The organism is Bradyrhizobium sp. USDA 4474 (assembly GCF_054057515.1).
This window is the reverse complement of the sequence record NZ_JBSRZJ010000002.1, coordinates 2,318,357-2,340,066: the sequence shown is the minus strand read 5'-3', so window position 1 is coordinate 2,340,066 and position 21,710 is coordinate 2,318,357. Positions and strand designations below refer to the sequence as shown.

22 protein-coding genes, 1 tRNA gene and 1 pseudogene are annotated in these 21,710 nt (G+C 63.7%); 9 read left to right on the top strand and 15 right to left on the bottom strand.

Annotated features, from left to right (window positions below; genetic code table 11):
• Positions 1-309: 309 nt before the first annotated feature.
• Positions 310-660, top strand: a complete 351-nt coding sequence (locus ACVW16_RS12810) for a hypothetical protein (protein ID WP_456699555.1) — start codon at positions 310-312, stop codon at positions 658-660.
• Positions 661-1,034: 374 nt separating this feature from the next.
• A complete protein-coding gene (locus tag ACVW16_RS12805; RefSeq protein ID WP_456699554.1) occupies positions 1,035-1,712 on the top strand; it encodes an AAA family ATPase in 678 nt (225 codons plus the stop codon).
• Between the two features lie 73 nt (positions 1,713-1,785).
• Here the strand turns inward: ACVW16_RS12805 and ACVW16_RS12800 are convergent, their stop codons facing one another.
• The 5 genes from ACVW16_RS12800 to trxB all read right to left on the bottom strand — a co-directional run bounded on the left by ACVW16_RS12800 (position 1,786) and on the right by trxB (position 5,669).
• The gene (locus ACVW16_RS12800; RefSeq protein WP_456699553.1) at positions 1,786-1,986 is read right to left on the bottom strand and encodes a hypothetical protein; all 201 of its coding nucleotides are present in this window, start codon (positions 1,984-1,986) and stop codon (positions 1,786-1,788) included.
• A gap of 96 nt (positions 1,987-2,082) precedes the next feature.
• A complete protein-coding gene (locus ACVW16_RS12795; protein ID WP_456699552.1) occupies positions 2,083-2,232 on the bottom strand; it encodes a hypothetical protein in 150 nt (49 codons plus the stop codon).
• Between the two features lie 171 nt (positions 2,233-2,403).
• Positions 2,404-3,312, bottom strand: coding sequence for a 4-hydroxy-tetrahydrodipicolinate synthase family protein (locus ACVW16_RS12790; RefSeq protein WP_456737317.1), 909 nt, complete (start codon positions 3,310-3,312; stop codon positions 2,404-2,406).
• A gap of 462 nt (positions 3,313-3,774) precedes the next feature.
• Positions 3,775-4,698, bottom strand: a complete 924-nt coding sequence (locus ACVW16_RS12785; protein WP_027534296.1) for a LysR family transcriptional regulator — start codon at positions 4,696-4,698, stop codon at positions 3,775-3,777.
• A gap of 5 nt (positions 4,699-4,703) precedes the next feature.
• Positions 4,704-5,669, bottom strand: coding sequence for a thioredoxin-disulfide reductase (trxB, locus tag ACVW16_RS12780; RefSeq protein ID WP_456699550.1), 966 nt, complete (start codon positions 5,667-5,669; stop codon positions 4,704-4,706).
• 267 nt (positions 5,670-5,936) lie between these two features.
• On the opposite strand from trxB, the gene ACVW16_RS12775 reads away from it, so the two are divergent.
• Complete coding sequence (locus ACVW16_RS12775; RefSeq protein ID WP_027551801.1) at positions 5,937-6,416, top strand: Lrp/AsnC family transcriptional regulator; 480 nt, start codon at positions 5,937-5,939, stop codon at positions 6,414-6,416.
• A 7-nt stretch (positions 6,417-6,423) separates the two neighbouring features.
• Here the strand turns inward: ACVW16_RS12775 and ACVW16_RS12770 are convergent, their stop codons facing one another.
• The 4 genes and pseudogenes from ACVW16_RS12770 to ACVW16_RS12755 form a co-directional block, all read right to left on the bottom strand.
• Entirely contained in the window at positions 6,424-6,819 is a 396-nt protein-coding gene (locus tag ACVW16_RS12770; protein WP_456737318.1) for a DoxX family protein, read from the bottom strand.
• Positions 6,820-6,951: 132 nt separating this feature from the next.
• Positions 6,952-7,425, bottom strand: coding sequence for a transcription elongation factor GreA (gene greA, locus ACVW16_RS12765; protein ID WP_018318257.1), 474 nt, complete (start codon positions 7,423-7,425; stop codon positions 6,952-6,954).
• 209 nt (positions 7,426-7,634) lie between these two features.
• Positions 7,635-11,100: pseudogene (carB, locus tag ACVW16_RS12760) on the bottom strand (carbamoyl-phosphate synthase large subunit).
• Positions 11,101-11,242: 142 nt separating this feature from the next.
• On the bottom strand, positions 11,243-12,412 hold the full coding sequence (locus ACVW16_RS12755; RefSeq protein WP_456737319.1) for an MFS transporter: 1,170 nt from the start codon (positions 12,410-12,412) through the stop codon (positions 11,243-11,245).
• A 113-nt stretch (positions 12,413-12,525) separates the two neighbouring features.
• Here ACVW16_RS12755 and ACVW16_RS12750 point away from each other — a divergent pair, with 113 nt between their 5' ends.
• Positions 12,526-12,897 carry an ArsR/SmtB family transcription factor gene (locus ACVW16_RS12750; RefSeq protein WP_456737320.1) on the top strand — a complete coding sequence of 124 codons (372 nt, stop codon included), beginning with the start codon at positions 12,526-12,528 and terminating at the stop codon, positions 12,895-12,897.
• A 113-nt stretch (positions 12,898-13,010) separates the two neighbouring features.
• On the opposite strand, the gene ACVW16_RS12745 is transcribed toward ACVW16_RS12750, so the two are convergent.
• Together ACVW16_RS12745 and ACVW16_RS12740 are read right to left on the bottom strand one after the other, a co-directional pair.
• Positions 13,011-13,086 (bottom strand) — tRNA-Ala (locus ACVW16_RS12745).
• Between the two features lie 54 nt (positions 13,087-13,140).
• Positions 13,141-13,842, bottom strand: coding sequence for a class I SAM-dependent methyltransferase (locus ACVW16_RS12740; RefSeq protein WP_456699546.1), 702 nt, complete (start codon positions 13,840-13,842; stop codon positions 13,141-13,143).
• Positions 13,843-13,947: 105 nt separating this feature from the next.
• Between ACVW16_RS12740 and ACVW16_RS12735 the strand changes: the two genes are divergently transcribed.
• Complete coding sequence (locus ACVW16_RS12735; RefSeq protein ID WP_456699545.1) at positions 13,948-14,472, top strand: Dps family protein; 525 nt, start codon at positions 13,948-13,950, stop codon at positions 14,470-14,472.
• A gap of 143 nt (positions 14,473-14,615) precedes the next feature.
• On the opposite strand, the gene ACVW16_RS12730 is transcribed toward ACVW16_RS12735, so the two are convergent.
• Positions 14,616-15,137 (bottom strand): cupin domain-containing protein, encoded by a 522-nt coding sequence (locus ACVW16_RS12730; protein ID WP_456699544.1) that lies wholly within the window; start codon positions 15,135-15,137, stop codon positions 14,616-14,618.
• Between the two features lie 118 nt (positions 15,138-15,255).
• Positions 15,256-16,446 carry a glutamine-hydrolyzing carbamoyl-phosphate synthase small subunit gene (gene carA / locus ACVW16_RS12725; RefSeq protein ID WP_456699543.1) on the bottom strand — a complete coding sequence of 397 codons (1,191 nt, stop codon included), beginning with the start codon at positions 16,444-16,446 and terminating at the stop codon, positions 15,256-15,258.
• A gap of 231 nt (positions 16,447-16,677) precedes the next feature.
• On the opposite strand from carA, the gene ACVW16_RS12720 reads away from it, so the two are divergent.
• Both ACVW16_RS12720 and ACVW16_RS12715 read left to right on the top strand, forming a co-directional pair.
• Positions 16,678-17,133 carry a GatB/YqeY domain-containing protein gene (locus ACVW16_RS12720; RefSeq protein WP_456699542.1) on the top strand — a complete coding sequence of 152 codons (456 nt, stop codon included), beginning with the start codon at positions 16,678-16,680 and terminating at the stop codon, positions 17,131-17,133.
• A gap of 254 nt (positions 17,134-17,387) precedes the next feature.
• Positions 17,388-18,524, top strand: coding sequence for an epoxide hydrolase family protein (locus tag ACVW16_RS12715; RefSeq protein ID WP_456737321.1), 1,137 nt, complete (start codon positions 17,388-17,390; stop codon positions 18,522-18,524).
• 152 nt (positions 18,525-18,676) lie between these two features.
• Here the strand turns inward: ACVW16_RS12715 and ACVW16_RS12710 are convergent, their stop codons facing one another.
• Both ACVW16_RS12710 and ACVW16_RS12705 read right to left on the bottom strand, forming a co-directional pair.
• Positions 18,677-19,189 carry an SRPBCC family protein gene (locus ACVW16_RS12710; RefSeq protein WP_456737322.1) on the bottom strand — a complete coding sequence of 171 codons (513 nt, stop codon included), beginning with the start codon at positions 19,187-19,189 and terminating at the stop codon, positions 18,677-18,679.
• Positions 19,190-19,276: 87 nt separating this feature from the next.
• The gene (locus ACVW16_RS12705; protein ID WP_456705084.1) at positions 19,277-19,591 is read right to left on the bottom strand and encodes an ArsR/SmtB family transcription factor; all 315 of its coding nucleotides are present in this window, start codon (positions 19,589-19,591) and stop codon (positions 19,277-19,279) included.
• Between the two features lie 117 nt (positions 19,592-19,708).
• Between ACVW16_RS12705 and ACVW16_RS12700 the strand changes: the two genes are divergently transcribed.
• Both ACVW16_RS12700 and ACVW16_RS12695 read left to right on the top strand, forming a co-directional pair.
• The gene (locus tag ACVW16_RS12700) at positions 19,709-21,154 is read left to right on the top strand and encodes an LVIVD repeat-containing protein (protein WP_456737323.1); all 1,446 of its coding nucleotides are present in this window, start codon (positions 19,709-19,711) and stop codon (positions 21,152-21,154) included.
• 2 nt (positions 21,155-21,156) lie between these two features.
• On the top strand, positions 21,157-21,702 hold the full coding sequence (locus tag ACVW16_RS12695) for a hypothetical protein (RefSeq protein WP_456737324.1): 546 nt from the start codon (positions 21,157-21,159) through the stop codon (positions 21,700-21,702).
• Positions 21,703-21,710: the final 8 nt, after the last annotated feature.

The window sequence follows — 21,710 nt, the reverse complement described above, 5'->3', positions numbered from 1 at the left end:
GATCCTCCCCCTCACGGGGAGATCAGGCCCACCACCCCACGCGCTTTCTGGATGATGCCATCATGCCGGTGTTTTGCCCGACGTGTCAAAGGAAATTTCGAAAAATCCGCAAGCGGCGGAGGATCGCGAGGCGGGCCGGCGCCTGGCTACTGTGCATGGGGTTGTTTTCGAGGTTTGGGCCACGCTTGCGGCATACCGGCCCTCCTGTTGCCGAGACCGCACAGCCGCCGACCTTTCGCCTCCGCCCTCGTTGCCAACCAACGCCCGTTCACCCACAATCCCGCCCGACTCGACACTTTGGGGGATCAGATGCCGGCATCTCGCATCACGACATCCATGGTTGCCGCGAGCCTCTCGCTCGTCCTGGCCGTTCTGGTCCGGCCGGGCACCGGCCATGCCTACACGCCCGAGCAGCAGCAGGCCTGCACGCCGGATGCGATGCAGCTGTGCGGCGAGTTCGTGCCTGACGTCGATGCCATCACCGCCTGCATGATCCGGAAGAAGTCGCAGCTGTCGCCGCAATGCGCGGCGTTCTTCCGCCGCGGGCCGGAGTCGGGGGATGCGGCCACGCCGACCAACATCGCGCCCAGGGCAACGTCAAAGGCGAAGAAGACCGGCAAGGCGAAGGCGCCCAGGAAGAAAACGACGGAGGACGGCTAGAGAAGGCCGGGGCCGCTCGCGGTCCGCGTTCCCTCGCTGAAACCTCGTCATGCCTCCCACGTCAAATTTGCGCGAACTCCCCAGGCCGCGACAGCCCGTTCGCGGCACTGGCGCAACCGCTTGCAGCAATCGCCAGCGCGCCCGATGAAAAAGCGCCGTAAGGATTTGCGCGGCCAGGTTGTGATCGGGTTTTTTCCGCGCGAACGGCGGTTCACGACAGTATATTTATCCGTCGTTGCGCAAGGCAGTGTGACTCAAAAGCCAACACGTCTTGTTATTTCGTGGCGCCGAGACGACTGCCGATAAATTTTTCTTTCCCGAATCAGCGTGGTGATTCATTTTCGCGGCCTGGGGTCAATCTGGAGGCCAGAGGTATGAACGTCATTGTTTTTGCATCGCGTAAAGGCGGCTCGGGCAAGAGTACCCTGGCCGCACATCTTGCTGCGCAGATCAAGGCGAGCAAGCAGGTGATGCTCGTGGATGCGGATCCGCAAGGCTCGCTCACGCTGTGGCACAAGCTGCGTGGCACCAACGAGCCGCCGATCAAGCCGGCGGTGAACTCGGTCAGCGGCATCGTCTCCGCTGCCAGGCGCGATGGTTACGAGTGGGTGCTGATCGACACGCCGCCGAACCTGTCGGCCGTCGTCGACGATGCGATCAAGAATGCCACCATGGTGGTCATCCCCGCGCGTCCCGGCGTGTTCGACGTCAACGCGGTGCAGGAAACCATTCAGATGTGCCGCGCGGCGCGCAAGCCCTATGCGGTCGTGCTCAACGGTGCACCGGCCAAGCGCGACGAGGCCGAAAGCCCGATCGTCACCATCGCCCGCGAGGCGCTGGCCAAGTTCCGCGCTCCGGTGTGGGGCGGTCAGATCACCAATCGTTCGGATTTGTTGATGGCACTCAGCCACGGCGAAGGCGCGCGTGAGTATCAGGCCGAGAGCCGTGCGGCCCAGGAAATTGCAAGGTTGTGGGCGGCGATCGAGCGTTCAGTGAAAGCTATTCGCGGCACGGCGTCGGCTTCAGGCGCAATGCACAAGCAGGCGGCTTAATTTCATCATTCATTTCCCCGGACGACAAACGCGCGGACCATCCCGCGCGTTTTGCGTTTGTGGGGACTGACGGTCAGGCGACCATCAGCATGTAGAACACGATGACCGGCGACAACGTCAGGATCACCGACCAGATGCCGACGGCCCAGATGATGTCTGCGGTGGAAAAACCCTGTTGCTCGGCGTTGTCAAAGCTCTGCGTGGCGTCGTAGCGCGACGCCATATCATTCTGATTGTTCAAGATCGCCCCCGCGATTTCTTCGCTTATGGGCATGAACGATAGGCGAAAGGTTTTAAGATTCCGGCTTGCAGTTCCGCTCGCATTTGAGCGCAATCGCGATGCCCGGGTTAACCATGCACGCCGGCTTGCTCAGCCGGCGAGGCAGACCCGAAACAGCAACACCGGCATCAGGCCGAGCATCACGGCCCAGAAGCCGAACGACGACACCACCAGAATTCCCTGCAAAAAATCGGCAGGCGCGAACATTTCCGCCGCGGTCGGGCGAACGCGATGTCCCATGATCATTCCCCCCTTCTGAAAGACGTTGAAGCCGAACGATAGGCCCCATTGCGTAAACGAGGCGTGGATGCGCTATGCGGCGGTAGCGAAGCCCGTTCGTAACGGGTTAACCACGGCCACGCTCTCTCGCTCCCTCTCCCCGTCGTGACGGGGAGAGGCGAAGGAACGAAGTCATGCCGCGACCATCATCCGTCGTGCAATCTCGCGATCGAGGGTGACTGCGAGCTCGCTGCTCACCTCCACCATCGGCAGGCGCACCTCGGGGCTATCGATCAGGCCGGCTCGCCACAGCCAGTACTTCGCCGGCGCCGGGCTCGGTTCGGTGAACAGCAGCCGGGTCAGCTCCGCGACCTCCAGCCAGCGTGCTGCGGCTGCATCGGCATTGCCGCGCTTCAGCTCGCTATAGACGGCCGCGAAGGTGTCGGTCTCGAGATGCGCGGACAACAGGATTCCGCCATCGGCGCCATCGCTGAGCGCCTCGAAATAATTGGCGTCCTCGCCGGTGAGCACACGAAAATCCTTGGGCCGGTCGCGCAGCAATGCAATGGACTGCTCACGGCTTGCGCCGCAATCCTTCAGGCCGACGACGTTGGGATGTTCGGCCAGCCGCAGCAGTGTCTGGTTGCTGATGCCGACGGCGCAGCGATAGGGAATGTTGTAGAGCGCCAGCGGCCAGGCCGCGTGATCGGCCAGCGCCTCGAAATGCGCTGATATCCCGCGTTGCGACGGCCGCACATAATAGGGGCTCGCGATCAGATAGAAGTCGATCGGCCAGTCCGCGGTCTCATCGAGCCGCTCCTTCAGCCGAGAGGTGTCCGCGCCCGATAGCCCGAGGCCGATCGGAATGGAGCGGCGGCCGGCCGCCATCTCGTCGCGCACGATGGCGACGAGGCGTTCGAGCTCGGCGTCCCGCAGCGTCATGCCTTCGCCCGAGGTCGCTCCCAGGATGAAGCCGTCGATGCTTTGCGCGCCGTAGTGTCGCGTCAGTCGCCGCAGCGACACCTCGTCGAGGCGGCCGTCGCGAAACGGTGTCACCAGCGGCAGCCAGAGCCCGTGCATACGAGTTCGCAAATCGGTCATGTTTTATCTCCTTCTCACAAATGAACCTGAGACGGAGGGCACATGAAAAAACCCCGTCCAGGTGGCGGGGTTTCCGGGATTTGGCAGCGATGACGAAGTTAGCCTAGCGCGCGCAAAAATCCGAGGTCCCCGGATGGGGTCCTTTTTTCGAGGCTGATGCCTTCGACAAGATTGCGCACGACTTCGTGATCATTTGCAAATGATGCGGGGTATGCCCAGCACTGTCAATACACGCGGAGGGCGAAACGACTTTTGGACAGAAAAAAAGCCGGACCCGAAGGGCCCGGCTTAGGTATTGGCCACGTGAGGCCGACACAATCACCTTCCAAGAGGGATTACTGAACTCCCGCGCCACTGGAGGAGGGGGACAAATGCGCAACGCGAAGGCTCAGCGTGCAAACAGTATGGGCTTGGCGAGCGGTATGCAGCAACAGCCGAGGCCGCATGTCAGTCATGCGGAAATCAGGACGGCCAACGCTGCGCCTTGCTCACCACGAAGTCGCGGAACACCTGCACGCGCGCCACGGTCTTCAGCTCTTCCGGATACACGAAATACGTATCGAGCTGGATCGAGTCCGACTCGCCGAACAGTTGTACGAGGCGGCTCTGTTCTTCGATCAGATAATCCGGCAGCGCCGCGATGCCGAGGCCCTGTTGACAGGCGCGCACGAGACCAAGGATGTTATTGACCCTGAAATAGGCTTCGCGCGGACCCGAGCCGTTGCGGCCGGCTTCGACCAGCCAGTTGCGGTTCTGCAGATGCGGCGCGAAGTTGCCGTCGGAGAGCGTGATGATGCGGTGGGAGTCGAGCTCCTCCAGCGTCCGCGGCGTGCCGAAGCGCTTGATGTAGTCGGGGGAGCAATAGGCGTGAAAGCCCATCGCGAAAAGCTTGCGCTGGATGAGATCCGGCTGCGTCGGCTTGCGCGTGCGGATCGCAACGTCGGCCTCGCGCATCGACAGGTCCAGTTCCTCGTCGGTCACGATGAGCGAGATCCGGATCTCCGGATACAGCGCGGTGAATTCCCCGAGCCGCGGGATCAGCCAGTTGATGCCGACGCCGGGCGTGGTGGTGATCTTGAGATCGCCGCTCGGCCGCTCGCGGCTGTCAGTCAGTTTCGCGCGCGCCGCCTGGAGCTGCATGAACACGTCATGGGCGGTGCGGAACAGGAGGTCGCCTTGTTCAGTGAGGATCAGGCCGCGGGCGTGGCGGTGGAACAGCGAGACCGAGAGCTCCTGCTCCAGCGCCGAGACCTGGCGTGAGACCGCTGATTGCGACAGGCCGAGTTGCTCTCCCGCATGCGTGAAGCTGCCCGCTTCCGCCGCCGCGTGAAACACCTTCAGCTTGTCCCAGTCCATATCCGTAAATCCGTCGCGTGTTCGGGGCATGATCGTTATTCCGCTGCCGCGCGCTCGCTGGCGCGCAGGGCCAAGAAACGTTCGGCCTCGAGCGCTGCCATGCAGCCGAGGCCTGCGGCCGTCACGGCCTGGCGATAGGTTTCGTCGGCGACGTCGCCGGCGGCGAACAGGCCGGGGATGGACGTCGCGGTCGAGTTCGGAGCAACCTCGACATAGCCCGACGGTTTCAGCTTGATCTGGTCTTTCACGAGCTCGGTCGCCGGCGCGTGGCCGATGGCGATGAAGACGCCGTCGGTCTTCAAATCCGTCAGCGTGCCGGTCTTGACGTTCTTCAGCCTGATATGGGTCACCTTGTTCGGATTCTCGGTGCCGCAGATCTCGTCGACGGCGGAGTCCCACACCACCTTGATCTTCGGGTGCTTGAACAGACGTTCCTGCAGGATGCGCTCGGCGCGGAAATGGTCGCGACGATGCACGATGGTGACCTGCGAGGCATGGTTGGTCAGGTACAGGGCTTCTTCGACCGCGGTATTGCCGCCGCCAACCACCACGACCTCCTTGTTGCGGTAGAAGAAGCCGTCGCAGGTGGCGCAGGCCGACACGCCGCCGCCCTGGAATTTGAGCTCGGACGGCAGCCCGAGCCAGCGCGCTTGCGCGCCGGTGGCCAGGATCACGGTCTCGGCGAGATAGACGTCGCCAGAGTCGCAGGTGAGGCGGAACGGCCGCTGCGAGGTGTCGAGCTTGACCACGAGGTCGGAGACGATCCTGGTGCCGACATGGACCGCCTGCTTCTCCATCTGTTCCATGAGCCAGGGGCCCTGGATCACGTCGGCGAAGCCCGGATAGTTCTCGACGTCGGTGGTGATGGTGAGCTGACCGCCCGCCTGGATGCCTTGGATCAGGATCGGCTCGAGCATCGCGCGCGCGGCGTAGATCGCGGCGGTGTAGCCGGCGGGGCCGGAGCCAATGATGACGACCTTTGCATGAACAGGAGCGGACATTTCGATGGACGCCTTTCACGGGGGATTTGCAGCGCGCGCGCGGAACGGGCCGGGAGGCCTCGCGGAGGCGCTGAAATATCAGAGCTAATCTAAGCCTTCTGGTGAGCTATGCAAGAATTGCATTCCCTGTCGGCGGATTTTTCCAACAAGGAACAAAAGTCGATTGCGCTGCACGCGCAATAAAATTGCTCATTTCTCCTGGACTCGGCTATGAGGATTGCGACAGACCCATTCGATACCGCCGGTAAGGCCAGGAGTTCCAATCACGTGTCGCGGAACCTAGACGAGATCGACCTCAAAATTCTCGCCGAGATTCAGGCCGACGGTCGAATCACCAATGTCGAACTCGCCAAACGGGTCGGTATTTCCCCCCCGCCATGCTTGCGCCGGGTCCGGGCCCTGGAGGAGGAGGGCTATATCCACGGTTACCGGGGGCTGCTGGATGCGCGAAAGCTCGGTTTCGACGTCACGGTATTTGCCGCAGTGCACCTCTCCAGCCAGGCGGAAGCGGATTTGCGTGCCTTCGAGCAGTTCGTCCGCGCCGAACCCTTGGTGCGCGAATGCTGGATGCTCTCCGGCGAGGTCGATTTCATCCTGAAATGCGTCGCGCCCGACATGGCCACCTTCCAGGACTTCGTGACGCACCTGACCGCCGCGCCCCATGTGCGCAACGTGCGCACGTCGCTGGTGCTGCACAATTCGAAGTATGAAGCCGCCGTGCCGCTGGACGTGAAGGGGCGGCGCTAGAGACGAGTCAGCGCCGCAGCGCATCCACGCTGATCGGGCCGCCACCGGCGACGGCGAGGAAGAGACACGCAAAGCACAGCACGATCGCCAGCGCACCGTCGTTGACCACGGGAAAGAAGCTGTGCGGCAGATGTTCGATGAAATAGGCGAAGGCCATCTCACCGGAAAGGATGAAGGCGGCCAGCCGCGTGAAGAGGCCGATCATCAGCAGACCGCCGAGCACGAATTCCAACATGCCGGCAACGCCCCAAAGCGATAACGGCGCGACGTCGGAAAACATCTCCACCGGGGGAAACTTGAACAGCTTGGCGACACCGTAGTGAAAGAACATTAGCCCGGTGACGAAGCGGAAGAGGCTGAGCAGATAAGGCTGACTCTGTGCGGCAATGCGATCGATGTCCATCGTGTCCTCCCATCCCCGGACGGCAGCGGCGAGCATGACGAAGGACGGTGCGGTCCACAATTGCACACCGAGCATATCGCGAAACAGAAAAAGCCGCGCAGAGCGCGGCTTTTCAGGCAGCTTTCGAGTGGATTACCGCCACTCCACCTTGGTGATCTCGTACGCCTTGGCACCGCCGGGCGCGTTGACCTCGACGGTTGAGCCCTTTTTCTTGCCGATCAGCGCGCGCGCCAGCGGCGAGGTGATGGAGATGCGGCCCTTCTTGGCGTCGGCCTCGACCTCGCCGACGATCTGCCACACCGTCTTCTTCTCGGTGTCCTCGTCGACCAGCGTCACCGTGGCGCCGAACTTGATGGTGTCGCCGGAGAGCTTGGAGATGTCGATGATGTCGGCGCGCGCGAGCTTGTCCTCCAGCTCGGCGATGCGGCCCTCATTGTGGGACTGCTCTTCCTTCGCGGCATGGTATTCCGCGTTCTCGGACAGGTCGCCGTGCGAACGCGCCTCCGCAATATGCTCGATGATACGCGGACGGTCCTCGGACTGGCGCTTCTTCAATTCTTCCCCGAGCGCGGCAAAGCCGCTCGCGGTCATCGGAACCTTTTCCATCTCTTCTCTCGTCCTTCGGCTGCGCGCCCGCCCAGCGGAGGGCGCGGCAGCCTTGATTCGTCAGTCTGTCCGGGGGCTGAACACGCCGCCGCCGGAGCGTTATGTGGGTCTGGCGCCGGAACAGAACAACCACATGGCCGGACAGTTCCTCCGGCCATTGTGGCTTCATTGCCAGTCACTTAGCGGAAACTTTGGCTTCCCGCTCGCGATCAGGTTTCCGAAAAGTAGCTCTGCAGGGTCCGAACCTCAAGGTCCCCGCCCAGATAGGCGCGGATGCCCTGCGCGGCCGCCACGGCCCCGGAAAGAGTGGTGTAATACGGCACTTTATGCAAGAGGGCCGCGCGCCGCAGCGAACGGCTGTCGGCGAGCGCCTGCGGGCCTTCGGTGGTGTTCAGGACGAGCTGGACGTCGCCATTGGTGATGGCGTCGACGATGTGTGGCCGTCCCTCCAGCACCTTGTTCACCTTCTCCGCCGGGATGCCTTGATCGGTCAGGAAGCGCGCGGTCCCCGAGGTCGCCAGCACCTTGAAGCCGAGCGAATGCAGCTGGCGCACGGCTTCGGCGATACGAACCTTGTCGCTCTCGCGCACCGAGACGAATACCGTGCCCTTGCGCGGTACCCGCGTGCCGCCGCCGAGCTGGCTCTTGGCAAAGGCGACGGCGAAGGAGCGGTCGATGCCCATGACTTCGCCGGTCGAGCGCATCTCCGGACCGAGCACCGTGTCGACGCCGGGGAAACGGGCGAACGGAAACACCGATTCCTTCACGCCGACATGCTTGAAGTCGGCCTTCTTCAGCTTGAAGTCGGCGAGCTTCTCGCCGGCCATGATGCGCGCCGCGATCTTGGCGACCGGCGTGCCGATCACCTTGGCGACGAACGGCACCGTGCGCGAGGCGCGCGGATTGACTTCGAGCACGTAGATTTCGGCGTCCTTGATCGCGTATTGCACGTTCATCAGGCCGACGACGTCGAGGCCGAGCGCGAGCTCGCGCGTCTGCCGCTCCAGCTCCGCGATCATCTCGGGCTCGAGCGAGTGCGGCGGCAGCGAGCAGGCGGAGTCGCCGGAATGGATGCCGGCTTCCTCGATGTGCTCCATGATCCCGACGATGAAGGTATCCCTGCCGTCGCAGAGGCAGTCGACGTCGATCTCGGTGGCGTCGGACAAATAGCGGTCGAACAGCAGCGGGTTCTTGCCGAGCACGGTGTTGATCTGCCCGGTCTTGTCGTTCGGATAGCGCGCCTTGACGTCCGCCGGCACCAGCTCCGGCAACGTGCCGAGCAGATAATCGTTGAGCTGGTTCTCCTCGCGGATGATCTGCATCGCGCGGCCGCCGAGCACGTAGGATGGGCGCACCACCAGCGGCAGGCCGAGATCGGCGGAAACGAGGCGAGCCTGCTCGACCGAATAGGCAATGCCGTTCTTCGGCTGCTTCAGGCGGAGCTTGTCGAGCACGCGCTTGAAACGGTCGCGGTCTTCCGCAAGGTCGATCGCATCGGGCGAAGTGCCGAGGATCGGCACTTCGGCGGCTTCCAGGGCGCGCGCGAGCTTGAGCGGGGTCTGGCCGCCGAACTGCACGATGACGCCATGCAGCGCGCCCTTCGTGCGTTCCTTGGCGATGATCTCCAGCACGTCTTCGGCGGTCAGCGGCTCGAAATAGAGCCGGTCGGCGGTGTCGTAGTCGGTCGACACCGTTTCCGGGTTGCAGTTGACCATGATGGATTCGTAGCCGGCGTCATGCAGCGCGAAGCAGGCGTGACAGCAGCAATAGTCGAACTCGATGCCCTGGCCGATACGGTTCGGGCCGCCGCCGAGGATGATGACCTTCTTCTTGTCGGACGGCGTGCTCTCGTCGGCGGCGCTGCCCGCAAACGGCGACTCGTAGGTCGAGTACATATAGGCGGTGGGTGAGGCGAATTCGGCCGCGCAGGTGTCGATCCGCTTGTAGACCGGACGGACGGCGAGGGCGTGACGCTTGGCCGTCACCTCGGCTTCCGTCGTCTGGGCAAGCACGGCGAGCCGCGCATCGGAAAAGCCCATGGCCTTGAGCGTGCGCATGCCGAAGGCATTGCCGGGCAGGCCGTGCTTCCTGACCTTGTCTTCCATGTCGACGATGCCGCGCATCTCGCCGAGGAACCAGGGATCGATCTTGCAGGAGTTGAAGATGTCCTCGTTCGACCAGCCGAGCCGCATGGCTTGCGCGACCTGGAGAATGCGGTTCGGCGTCGGCGTGCCGAGCGCGGCGCGGATCGCGTTCTTGTCGTCGTCGCGGCCCAGGCCCTCGATCTCGATCTCGTCGAGGCCGGTCAGCCCGGTCTCAAGCCCGCGCAGCGCCTTCTGCAGGCTCTCCTGGAAGGTGCGCCCGATCGCCATGACCTCGCCGACCGACTTCATCGAGGTGGTCAGCGTGGAGGAGGCGCCGGGGAATTTCTCGAAGGCGAAGCGCGGGATCTTGGTCACCACGTAGTCGATGGTCGGCTCGAACGAAGCCGGCGTCGCACCGCCGGTGATGTCGTTGGCGATTTCATCGAGCGTGTAGCCGATCGCGAGCTTGGCCGCGACCTTGGCGATCGGGAAGCCGGTGGCCTTCGAGGCCAGCGCGGACGAGCGCGACACGCGCGGATTCATCTCGATCACGACCATGCGGCCGTCTTCGGGATTGACGCCGAACTGCACGTTTGAGCCGCCGGTCTCGACGCCGATCTCGCGCAGCACCGCCAGCGAGGCGTCGCGCATGATCTGGTATTCCTTGTCCGTCAGCGTCAGCGCCGGCGCCACCGTGATGGAGTCGCCGGTGTGCACGCCCATCGGGTCGAAATTCTCGATCGAGCAGACGATGATGCAATTGTCTTTCTTGTCGCGCACCACCTCCATCTCGAACTCTTTCCAGCCGAGAACGGATTCCTCGATCAGGACTTCGTTGGTGGGGGACGCATCAAGACCGCGCTCGATGATGTCGAGGAACTCTTCCTTGTTGTAGGCGATGCCGCCGCCGGTGCCGCCCATGGTGAAGGACGGGCGGATGATCGCCGGCAGGCCGATCTCGGACAGCGCCATCATGGCCTGGCCGAACGCGTATTCCTGGTAGCGCTTGCGGCGATCGCTCTCGCCGAGCGTCCATTGCCGGTCGAGCTCTTCGAGCGCAGCGCCCGACAGCTTCTCGCGTTCGGCGTGGTATTTGTCGCGGAAGGATTTCTTGAGCTCGGAGGCGTTGGCGAGACGCGACTTGGGCGTCTCGAGCCCGATCTTGGTCATGGCCTCGCGGAACAGCTGGCGGTCCTCGGCCTTGTCGATGGCATCGGCCGTCGCGCCGATCATCTCGACGTCGAACTTTTCCAGCGTGCCCTGCCGGCGCAGCGACAGCGCGCAATTCAGCGCGGTCTGGCCGCCCATGGTCGGCAGCAGCGCAAAGCCGCCGGGAACCACGTGACGTTCCTTCTCGATGATCTTGGCGACGATCTCGGGTGTGATCGGCTCGATATAGGTCGCATCGGCCAATTCCGGGTCCGTCATGATCGTGGCCGGATTGGAGTTGACGAGGACGATGCGATAGCCCTCTTCCTTCAGCGTCTTCACCGCCTGCGTGCCCGAATAGTCGAACTCGCAGGCCTGGCCGATCACGATGGGACCGGCGCCGATGATCAGGACTGGTGGTGATGTCAGTACGTTTGGGCATCAACTCTCGCCGAAGTCGGATTTGGGCACAAAAAAAGGGCGCGCTGCTGCGCGTCCCTTTGGCCGAGAGCGCGGTGGTCTCCCTCGCGCGCGGGTGGGTCTTAGACCAGTTTTCGGGGCGGCGAAACCCCGAAAAACGCCCATCAACCGGCAATTTTGACGGGTTTTGGCCGCGCCTGCCAGCCTCGGGCGAGATGCACCAGAAGCGACGCCGCAACGCTTGATCCACCGATCCAGCCGAGGTCGTTTGGCGAGAGGGTCGCCAGCACCGTGCCGCCCAGCGCGCCGCCAATGGCGAAGCCGAGATACATCGCGGAAGCGCTGAGCGAGAGGGCGATCATCGAGGCCTGCGGCTCGATCCGGATCAGGCTCGCGATCTGGGCTGGATAGAACGCCCAGCCCGAAATGCCCCAGAGGAAGATCGCGCCCAGCACCGCATAGTGCGCCTGGGCGGGCATCAGCTTCAGCACCAGCGAGTGCAGGATCAGCGCGCCGGCCATGCCGGAGAGCCCGAGAGCTGCGGTTGCGAGCGTTCCGAGCCGGTCCGCAAGCACACCGCCGAGCATGTTCGCGATCGCGGCCGCGCCGCCGAACACCAGCAGGGCAAGGCTGATTTGCGAGGCATCGAAGCCGAGGCCGCGCAGCGGCACCGCGAAATAGGTGAATACGGTGAAGCCACCGAGCGCCCATAAAATCGTGATGAGCAGAGCGATCAAAACATTGCTGTGACGTGCCAGCGCCAGCCGTTCGCTGAGCGAGGCCGTGTTGCGCGGCAGGCCGCGGGGCAGGCCGAGCAGCAGGCCGGCGAGCGCGGCCGCGCTGATCACGGCGACCATCGCAAAGGTCGCGCGCCAGCCGAACAGGCTGCCGACGAGATTGCCGACGGGAACTCCGACGACGGTAGCGATGGTCAGCCCCGAGGTGACCAGCGCCACCGCCCGGCCACGCCGTTCGGGCGAGGCGACCGCAACCGAGACGGCGAGCGCCGTCGGCATGCACAGTCCGGATCCCAACGCCATCAGCATCCGCGAGGCCAGCAGCAGGGCGTAGTTGGACGCCACCACTGCCGCGACGTTTCCGGCGATGAAGGTCGACAGCGCGAGCGCCAGCACCATTCGGCGGTCGATGTTGTTCAGCGTCACCGCGAGGATCGGCGAGCCCACGGCATAGGTGAGGGCGTATGCGGTGACCAGTTGGCCGGCGGCGGCGACCGAAATCGAGAGATCATTGGCGATCGCCGGCAAAAGCCCGGCAATGACAAAGCCTTCGGTGCCGATCGCAAAGGCCGCGAGGGCCAGCCAGATGACGCTCATCGGAAGCAATCCTTATGTTCAATGATTATTGAACCATCGAACATGGCGATTTAGGAGTCAATTGGTTCAAGAACTATTGAACATCCCGGTGTTATCGCTATGATTCGGAAATCATGAGCCGCACGCTTCCCCACCCCACTCGCGAGCAGATCGAGCTGCCGCTGGTTCTGGATTGTCTGAGCGATCCGATCCGATTGGCGATCGTTTATCAGCTCGCCCAGCAGGAACGTGTCAGCAGCGAGCTTCGCTGCGGCGACTTCAATGGGCTCTCCGCCAAGTCGAACCTCACCTATCACTTCGCAAAGCTGCGCGATTGCGGGCTGATGCAGACGCGTGTGGCAGGCACGAACCGCTTCATGCGGCTGCGCCGCGACGATTTGGAGGCGCGCTTTCCGGGCCTGCTCGATGCGGTGCTGAAGTCAGCGGCGAAGGACGCGGAGCGGCTAAAGCTGGTTGCGGAGTGCGATGCGGTTGAGGCGGATTGAGCCGCGGGGAGGGAGTCCGTCTTCGCTTGCGCTGCGCTCCCGCTACGCCGGACACGCTTCGCCCCTTCGGGTCTTGCTGGCTGCGCCACGCGTAGCCCCGAAGGGGCGAAGCGTGGAGACCCGGCCTGGATTTGAACCAGGATGAAGAGCAATGCACTGCTCTCGCGTAGACGCTTCCGCCACCGGGCCGCGGCGATCATGTCCGATCGGGGTGCGACAAGCCACCTCAGGCGGTGGTTATGCTTAACGCACCAGTGGCGGCCTTGCGATGAAGGTCATACGCCAGCGGTTGTGGCCGATATTGGTGTTGGCGCGTTGGCTGGCGAAGCCGGCGGCCTTGAGCTTGGCGGTGATCTCGTCCTCGCTGTAGCGTTGGAGACCGATGCGCGTGCGCAGATGACGGTAGTCTGATAGCGCGGTGCTGACCAACCCGATCAATGCATCCTTCAAAAAGCCGTGACGCAGGCCGAACGAGAGCAGCGCCGTCACGTCCCTGACCATGCCGACCTGGGGCTGGAGGATATCGCCGAGCACGAGCTTGCCCGATGGCTTCAAAATCCGCCTGATATTGAGGAGCGCGGCATCGAGCTCCTCCGCCGTCATGTATTGCGCGACCGAGTTCATCACGACGAGGTCGATGGACTGGTCCTGCATCTTGCGGACGTCGTCGAGCGAGCGGACGCGGATCTTGGTGTTCGGGGCAAAGCGCGCGATCAGCCGGCCGCGCACGCCGGGCGCGGGCTCGGCCAGGATCAGCTGGCCGCAGGCCGACGCCACCTGGCTCGCAGACAGCGCCTCGCCGCAGGCATAGTCCAGCACGGTCGCCTCCGGCGAGGTGATGTAACCGATGATGTCCCGCGCGATGATCTGGAAGTGCAAGTCGCGATGCAGCTTGCTGACATAGATCGTATGCGTCGAGTCGTAGTAGTCGATCCAATCGTCCATAGTGTCCCGCCCAACGGTTCCCCAAGGGGGAACCGCGTTGCCTGCCTTGCGTTAGGGGTGCGACGGCCCGCCGTCAACGTCTGCGTCCTAACAGGAAGGTTTCCCGTGAGCAAAGCCCCCAGCAAGGTCTCGCCCGATCTCGACACCCCCACCGATCTCCCCGCGGCGGCAACCAAGAAGGTTTCGGAAGCGCTCAACGTGCTTCTGGCCGACGCGTTCGCGCTGTATCTGAAGACCAAGAATTTCCACTGGCACATCAGCGGCCGGCATTTCCGCGATTATCACTTGCTGCTCGACGAGCAGTCGGACCAGATCTTCGCCACCACCGACCAGCTGGCCGAGCGCGTCCGCAAGATTGGCGGCACCACGCTGAGGTCGATCGGCCAGGTCGCCAAGCTCCAGACCATCAAGGACAACGACGACGATTACGTCCCGCCGCGCGAAATGCTGCGCGAGTTGATGCAGGACAACAAGCATGTCGCGGCGGCGATGCGCAAGGCGCACGAGGTCTGCGACGACGCCGGCGACGTCGCCAGCGCCAGCATTCTGGAAGTCTTCATTGACGAGACCGAGCGCCGGACGTGGTTCTTGTTCGAGGCGACGCGGCAGGAGGGCGGCAACGAGGCATAAGGGCGCGCTGCCGTAGGGTGGGTTTGCCCTGCGATAGCGCAAAGCGCAATCGCAGGGCCGTAACCGACCTCTTCTGTTTCCACGGATAAATACCGTGGTGGGTTACGCCTTCGGCTAACCCACCCTACGGCACCGTCTTTGTCCTATCGCCACAACCGCATCAGCGCGCCATGCTTGCCCGTCACCGGGTCGGCTGGCGGCAGCGCCACCTCTGGAATCGTCTTCAGCGCCTTGGCGTGGTTCTCCGGCGTCGGCCGCGTGATCTCCATCTTGCTGCCCGGCGGATAGGCGCCGATCACGCAGAAATCATCGCTCGCCTTGATGCACTGATGCCCCGTGCCGGCGGGCAGGATCACGACATCACCGGCCTTGATGTCCAACTCCTGGCCGTGATCGCCGCCGAAGCGAACGCGGGCGTGGCCGCGCGCGACACCGAGCACCTCATGCACCGTCGCGTGATAGTGCAGATAGTCGTAAACGCCATTGCGCCAGGTGCCGCCCCAATCGTTGGTCGCGAACAGGTTTTCGATGGCCTGTTCCGGCTGCTTCGGATCGAGCGCCACCGCGCCCTGGTAGACCAGGAACGGAAGGATGTTGTTCGGCACGCGCCCGTCGTCCTCGAACACGATGGCAAGCGGCTCGGCGTTGTCGCGGACGACGGACATGGCAGGGCTCCCGCGCGAAAGTGACAGGAATTAACGACGCGGGTGAAACGACGTTCCTTTGACGAAAAAGCCCGGGACATGGCCCGGGCTCGATCTCGTCGTCCTGCTCACGTGCGCCTTACGCGCTCTTCTTCTGCCGCATCAGGTCGGCGAAGCGCTGGAACAAATAGTGCGAGTCGCGCGGACCCGGTGAGGCCTCGGGGTGGTACTGCACGGAGAACACCGGCTTGCCGTCGAGCTGGATGCCGCAATTGGATCCGTCGAACAACGAGATGTGGGTCTGCGTCGCGCCATCAGGCAGCGTCGTCTCGTCCACGGCAAAGCCGTGGTTCATCGAGGTGATCTCGACCTTGCCGGTGGTCTCGTCCTTGACGGGATGATTGGCGCCGTGATGGCCCTGATGCATTTTCTTCGTCTTCGCGCCGACTGCGAGGCCGAGCATCTGGTGGCCGAGACAAATGCCGAAGGTCGGCGTGCCCGACTTGATGACGTCCTTGATCACAGGCACGGCGTACTTGCCTGTGGCGGCCGGATCGCCCGGACCGTTCGACAGGAACACACCATCCGGCTTCATCGCCAGAATGTCTTCGGACGAGGTCGTCGCCGGCACCACCGTCACCTTGCAGCCGACGCCGGCGAGCAGGCGCAGGATGTTGCGCTTGATACCGTAGTCGATCGCGACGACGTTGAACTCGGGCTTCTCCTGGCGGCCAAAGCCCTTGTCCCACAGCCAGGGCGTCTCATCCCAGGTGAAGCGCTGGCCGGAGGTGACCATCGGCACGAGGTCCATGCCCTCGAGGCCCGGCCATTCGCGCGCTTCCTCCTTGAGGCCATGCATGTCGAACTCGCCGTCCTTGGCGTGCGCGATCACGGCGTTGGGCATGCCCTTGGAGCGGATCAGCGCAGTCAGCGCCCGGGTGTCGATGCCGGAGAGGCCGATGATGCCGCGTGCCTTCAGCCACTGGTCGAGATGCTTGGTGGCGCGGTAATTCGAGGGATCGGTGATCGCAGTGCGCAGGATCACGCCGCGCGCACCAGGCGTCGCGGCCATGTTCACGGTCTCGATGTCTTCCTCGTTGGTACCGACATTGCCGATATGCGGGAAGGTGAAGGTGATGAGCTGGCCGGCATAGGAGGGATCGGTGAGGATCTCTTCATAGCCGGTCATCGCGGTGTTGAAGCAGACTTCACCGACCGCGTGGCCTTCGGCGCCGAGACCAAAGCCTTCGAGCACCGTGCCATCGGCAAGCACGAGGAGCGCGGTCGGTTTGTGGTCCGGCCAGGCAGGATCGTTGTCATGTTGTGTCATGAGCCCGCTTCATAAGGCCCCCAGGCCCCCCCGTCAAAGCGGGAAACGCCGGATTCACATGCGTTTTTGCATATTTGACGGGCCGCTTCAGGCACTTAGGCTCGCTCGAGAAATTTTGGGCAATTTTGCCCGCCGGCCGGGAAACAATGAACCGCTCGTGCAAGGTTCGGTCTGGCCTCTTTCCGGCGAACGGCCTAGATCAGGCCTCGGATATTCGAAGGGATCACGATCATGCTGCGCGACGACATCAACAATGCGGTCAAGGAGGCCATGAAGGCCAAGGACGAGCGCAAGCTCTCCACGTTGCGCATGGTCAATTCGACCATCAAGAACGCCGACATCGACGCCCGCGGCCAGGGCAAGCCGCCGCTCTCGGACGCCGACCTGCTCGCCGTGCTCCAGAAGATGATCAAGCAGCGCCAGGAGGCGGTCGAGCTCTACGACAAGGGGGGCCGCGCCGAGCTGGCCGCGCAAGAGCGCGAGGAGATCGCAGTGATCTCGGCGTACCTGCCGAAGCAGATGTCGGAGGAGGAGGTGCAGAAGGCGATCGCAAACGCCATCACTGAAACCGGGGCCGCCGGCATGAAGGACATGGGCAAGGTGATCGCGGCGTTGCGGGCGAAATACGCCGGACAGATGGATTTCGGCAAGGCATCCGGTCTCGTGAAGGCCGCGCTGTCGGGCTAACCGCTTCCCCTCCCCTGGAGGGGGACGGTCGATCGCGGAAAGCGCGAGCGGGGTGGGGTGATCTCTCCATTCGGGCTCCGCTTCCGGGGAGAGACTCTCACCCCACCTCGGTTCGCATGCCGCTTCGCTCGATGCGAACCGATCCACGAGCGAGCTACGCTCGTCTCGGACCCCTCCAGGGGAGGATGAGTACCTTTGTCGCGGCTCCGATCCGGTCTAGTCTCTTCGACAAGAAGAACAAGAGGAGGCCGCCGATGACCGCCGTCAAACCGTTCCGTATCGCGATCGGCGACGACGTCCTTTCCGACCTCAAGTCACGCCTCGCCCGCACGCGATGGCCCGAGGCCGAGTTGGTCGACGACTGGAGCCAGGGCGTGCCGCTGAAATGGATCCAGGAGATCTGCGCCTATTGGGCCGACGGTTACGACTGGCGGGGGCGCGAGGCAAAACTCAATCGCTTCGATCAGTTCATCAGCGAGATCGACGGGCTCGATATCCACTTCCTGCATGTCCGTTCGAAAGAGGCAAACGCGCTTCCGCTGATCATCACCCATGGCTGGCCCGGCTCGATCGTCGAATTCCAGAAGGTGATTGCGCCGCTGGTCGATCCCGCCGCGCATGGCGGCAATCCCGAAGATGCCTTTCACGTGATCTGTCCCTCGCTGCCGGGCTTTGGCTTCTCCGCAAAACCCAAGAGCACCGGCTGGGGCGTCGACCGCATCGCCGCGACCTGGGCGAAGCTGATGGACCGGCTGGGTTACGCGCGCTACGGCGCCCAAGGAGGCGATTGGGGCTCGGCGGTGACGACCTCGCTCGGCGCACAGGACGCCGAACATTGCGCCGGCATCCACATCACGCTCGCCTTCAACACGGCACCGAAGATCGAGGGTGAGCCGACAGGGGAAGAGAAGCGCGCGCTCGCCGGCCTCAAGCATTATGTCGATCTCGACTCCGGCTATTCCAAGCAGCAAGCGACGCGGCCGCAAACGCTCGGCTATGGCCTGACGGATTCGCCGAGCGGGCAGGCCGCCTGGATCCTGGAGAAATTCTGGGCCTGGACCGACTGTGACGGTCATCCCGAAAACATCTTTGACAAGGACGAGCTGCTCGACAACGTCATGCTCTACTGGACCACGGCGACGGCGACGTCGTCCGCGCGGCTCTACTGGGAGAGTTTCGGGAAACGGCGGACCACGCCGGCCGTGAACGTTCCAACGGGCGTTGCGGTGTTTCCCAAGGAGATCATCGCGCCGGTGCGGCACTGGATGGAGTCTGGCTTCGCCAACATCACGCATTGGAGCGAGATGCAGAAGGGCGGGCATTTCGCCGCTTTCGAGCAGCCGGAGCTGTTTGTGCGCGACGTCCGGACATTCTTCGGGACGGTGCGCTGAGCTGCATCCCACCCTGCGGCGCGAACTGCGGGCTCGTGGGGGTGCTGAAAGGTCCGATGCTCGGGATCTTCGTGATCGACCGAGGCCTGTTCGCGGCCAATCTCGGCGTGGCCCCTCTGCTCGCATTGCGGTGACGGTGGAGATTGCCGCTTCTATGGCGTCTCAATTCCCATCGCCTTGAGCGCATCCAGCATCCGCTGCGGCGGCCCGAGCTTGACGACGAGCGGCTTGCCGGTCTCGAGCAGGCTCTTGAGACTGGACAGGATCGCGGGCCAGCCCGATCGGCCGCCCGACAATATATCGTCGCTGAGCGGACGATCATGGCCTTCGCTCATGGTGAGCCGCACGGCATCGCCCACCTGCTCGATGTCGTAGCTCACGAGGGTTGGCCCCAGTTTCTCGATCAGCTCGGGCCAGTTGACGTTGAACGTCACTGCGAGCTTGCGCGGCGGATCGTAGGCGAGCACCTCGCCGCTGATATGCAGGGCGCCATCGGGCGTGCGCACGATGAAGGCGCCCCCAGGCCGCGGCTCGACCTCGACGGCGTTGCCGAAGAAGTACTGCTTGCTGAACTCGGCCGAGGTCAGTGCCTCCCACACCTTCTCCGGCGTGGAGGCGATGTAGATGGTGTAGACGGTCAGCGGATTGAACTGATCGAGATTCATTTTGCGTCGAACCCGTCGTTGAGCGCCGTGCGCGGAATGGCGGGCACCTGGCTGTCCTCGATAGAGGTGACATAGACGAATCGCGGCCTACTCATCGCGCTTCTCCAGCTGGCGTTTCAATTCGCCGAGTGCGGCGAGCTTGCCGCGCTCGAATTTCCTGATCCAGCGCTCGCCGATCTGGTGGATCGGCACCGGGTTGAGATAGTGCAGCTTCTCGCGGCCATGCCTGATCGTCGTGACCAGATTGGCCTCTTCGAGGATGACCAGGTGCTTTGCCACCGCCTGGCGCGTCATCTCCAGGCCTTCGCAAAGATCGTTCAACGTCTGGCCGTTCCTGGCGTGAAGCCGGTCCAGCAGCGACCGTCGCGATGCATCGGCGAGCGCTTTGAAGACTTCATCCATGTCAGCCATAAATAAGCAACCAAATGGTTGCATGTCAAGATGATGTCTTTGGCGCGTGCAGATGGCTGTGCTAGCCTCGTATCTCAGCCAACGCAGATTGGTTCCGGGAGGACTTTGATGTTCCGTTGCGTCCTGACTGCTGCCGCCCTCGTCCTTTTCGCCGGCAGCGCCTTGGTCCACGCACAGAAGCAGACGATCGGGGCGCCGCCCGAGGCGTCCAACATGAAACTGGTCGGCACCAACGATCTTCAGGCGCGAAGCGCCTATCAGCCGACCATCCATCATCAGGGCGACCGCTGGATCGCCTATATCGGCCACCACGGCGGCACCGATGACGTGCCTGATCCCGTCAATCCGATGACCGGGCAAGCGGAGCCGAACGGGACCTCGATCGTCGATGTCACCGATCCCGCGCATCCCAGATATCTCAGGCATCTGCCGGGCCAGCCAGGCAAGTACGAATCAGGCGGCGCACAGATGGTGCGGGTGTGCGATGGCAAGGGCTTGCCGAAGGCCGATCCCAACGCGGTCTACATGCTGCGCACCTTCGGCAGCGAGGCGCATGAGATCTGGAATGTCGCCGACCCCGCCAATCCCGTGCTGGTCACGCGCCTCGGTGGCTTGAAGGACACGCACAAGAGCTGGTGGGAATGCGACACCGGCATTGCCTATCTCGTTTCGGGCGCGCCGGACTGGCGCACGAGGCGGATGACGCAGGTCTATGATCTCTCCGATCCCGCCCATCCGCAAAAAATCCGCGACTTCGGCCTGCCCGGCCAGGAGCCCGGCTCGACCGGCGCGGTGCCGACCGAACTGCACGGGCCGATCTCGACCGGGCCCGCAGGTAACCGCGTTTATTTCGGCTACGGCACCGACAAGGCCGGCATCTTGCAGATCGTCGATCGCGAGAAGCTCCTGAATGGGCCGAAGGAACCGACGCCGGACAATCTGCGCTCTCCCGAGATCTCGCGGCTGCCGATGTCCGCGTTCAACGGCGCGCACACCACGTTTCCGATGCTCGACATGCCCGTCGCCGAATTCGCCGAGGACAAGGACGGCAAGACCCGCGACATCGTCATGATCGTCGACGAGGCGATCTTGAACGAATGCGGCGAAGCGCGGCAGATGGTGTGGTTCGCCGACGTCACCACCGAGACGCGGCCCATGATGATCTCGAGCTACACCGTGCCGGAGGCCAGCGGCCAGTTCTGCCAGCGCGGCGGCCGGTTCGGCTCGCACTCCTCGAACGAGAGCATGGCGCCGGTCTATTACAAGAAGATGGCCTTCATCGCCTTCTTCAATGCCGGCGTGCGGGCGCTCGACATCCGCGATCCCTATCATCCCAGGGAAGTCGGCTATTTCATCCCCGCGATCACGCAGGCGACCGACAAGCGCTGCATTCCGGTCGAGGGCGGCGAACGCTGCAAGGTCGCGATCCAGACCAACAATGTCGAGACCGACGAGCGCGGCTACATCTATATCGTCGATCGCGCCAACACCGGCCTGCACATTCTCGAGCTGACCGGGGCGGCCCGCGCCGTCGCCGGCCTGCCGAAGAACTGACGATGCGGCCCGCGGCGGCATTCGCGCTCGTCCTTGCCGTGCTCGGCGCATCGGGCGTCGGCGCCTATCAGCTCGCGTCACCGCAAGCGCAAACCTCGGAGCATTGGCGCGAGCTCGCCTGGCCGTTCCCGCGCGACGGCTGGCCTGCCGGCCGCGCCTTTCGTTGCGGGGGCGGTGCTTGCGACGGTGCCGAGCTCTACGTCCGCGCCAAGCGCGGCTTCTGTAACTGCGAGAGCGGCGTTGCCGATGATGATGAGATCGATCGCGTTGCCGACATCGATCTGATCACGCCGCGCTTTAGCGCCACTGCGCCGGGTGAGGCGGTGCACATGGGCGAGATGCATGGCCGTGCGCGGCACTACGATCTCGCCACCCATGAGGCGGCGAGCCACGCCGCCATCGGCGTCGCGCTCTCACGCCGCTGCGATCTCTTGGTCGTGGCGGTGCAGGGGCGTGGCGAAGCCGGCGCGATGCAGCATGCCGCGCTCGTGTTCCTGCGCACACCGGAGATCAAGGCGTGGGCGACGGCGGCGCTGGACGGAAAGTGAGTGCCATG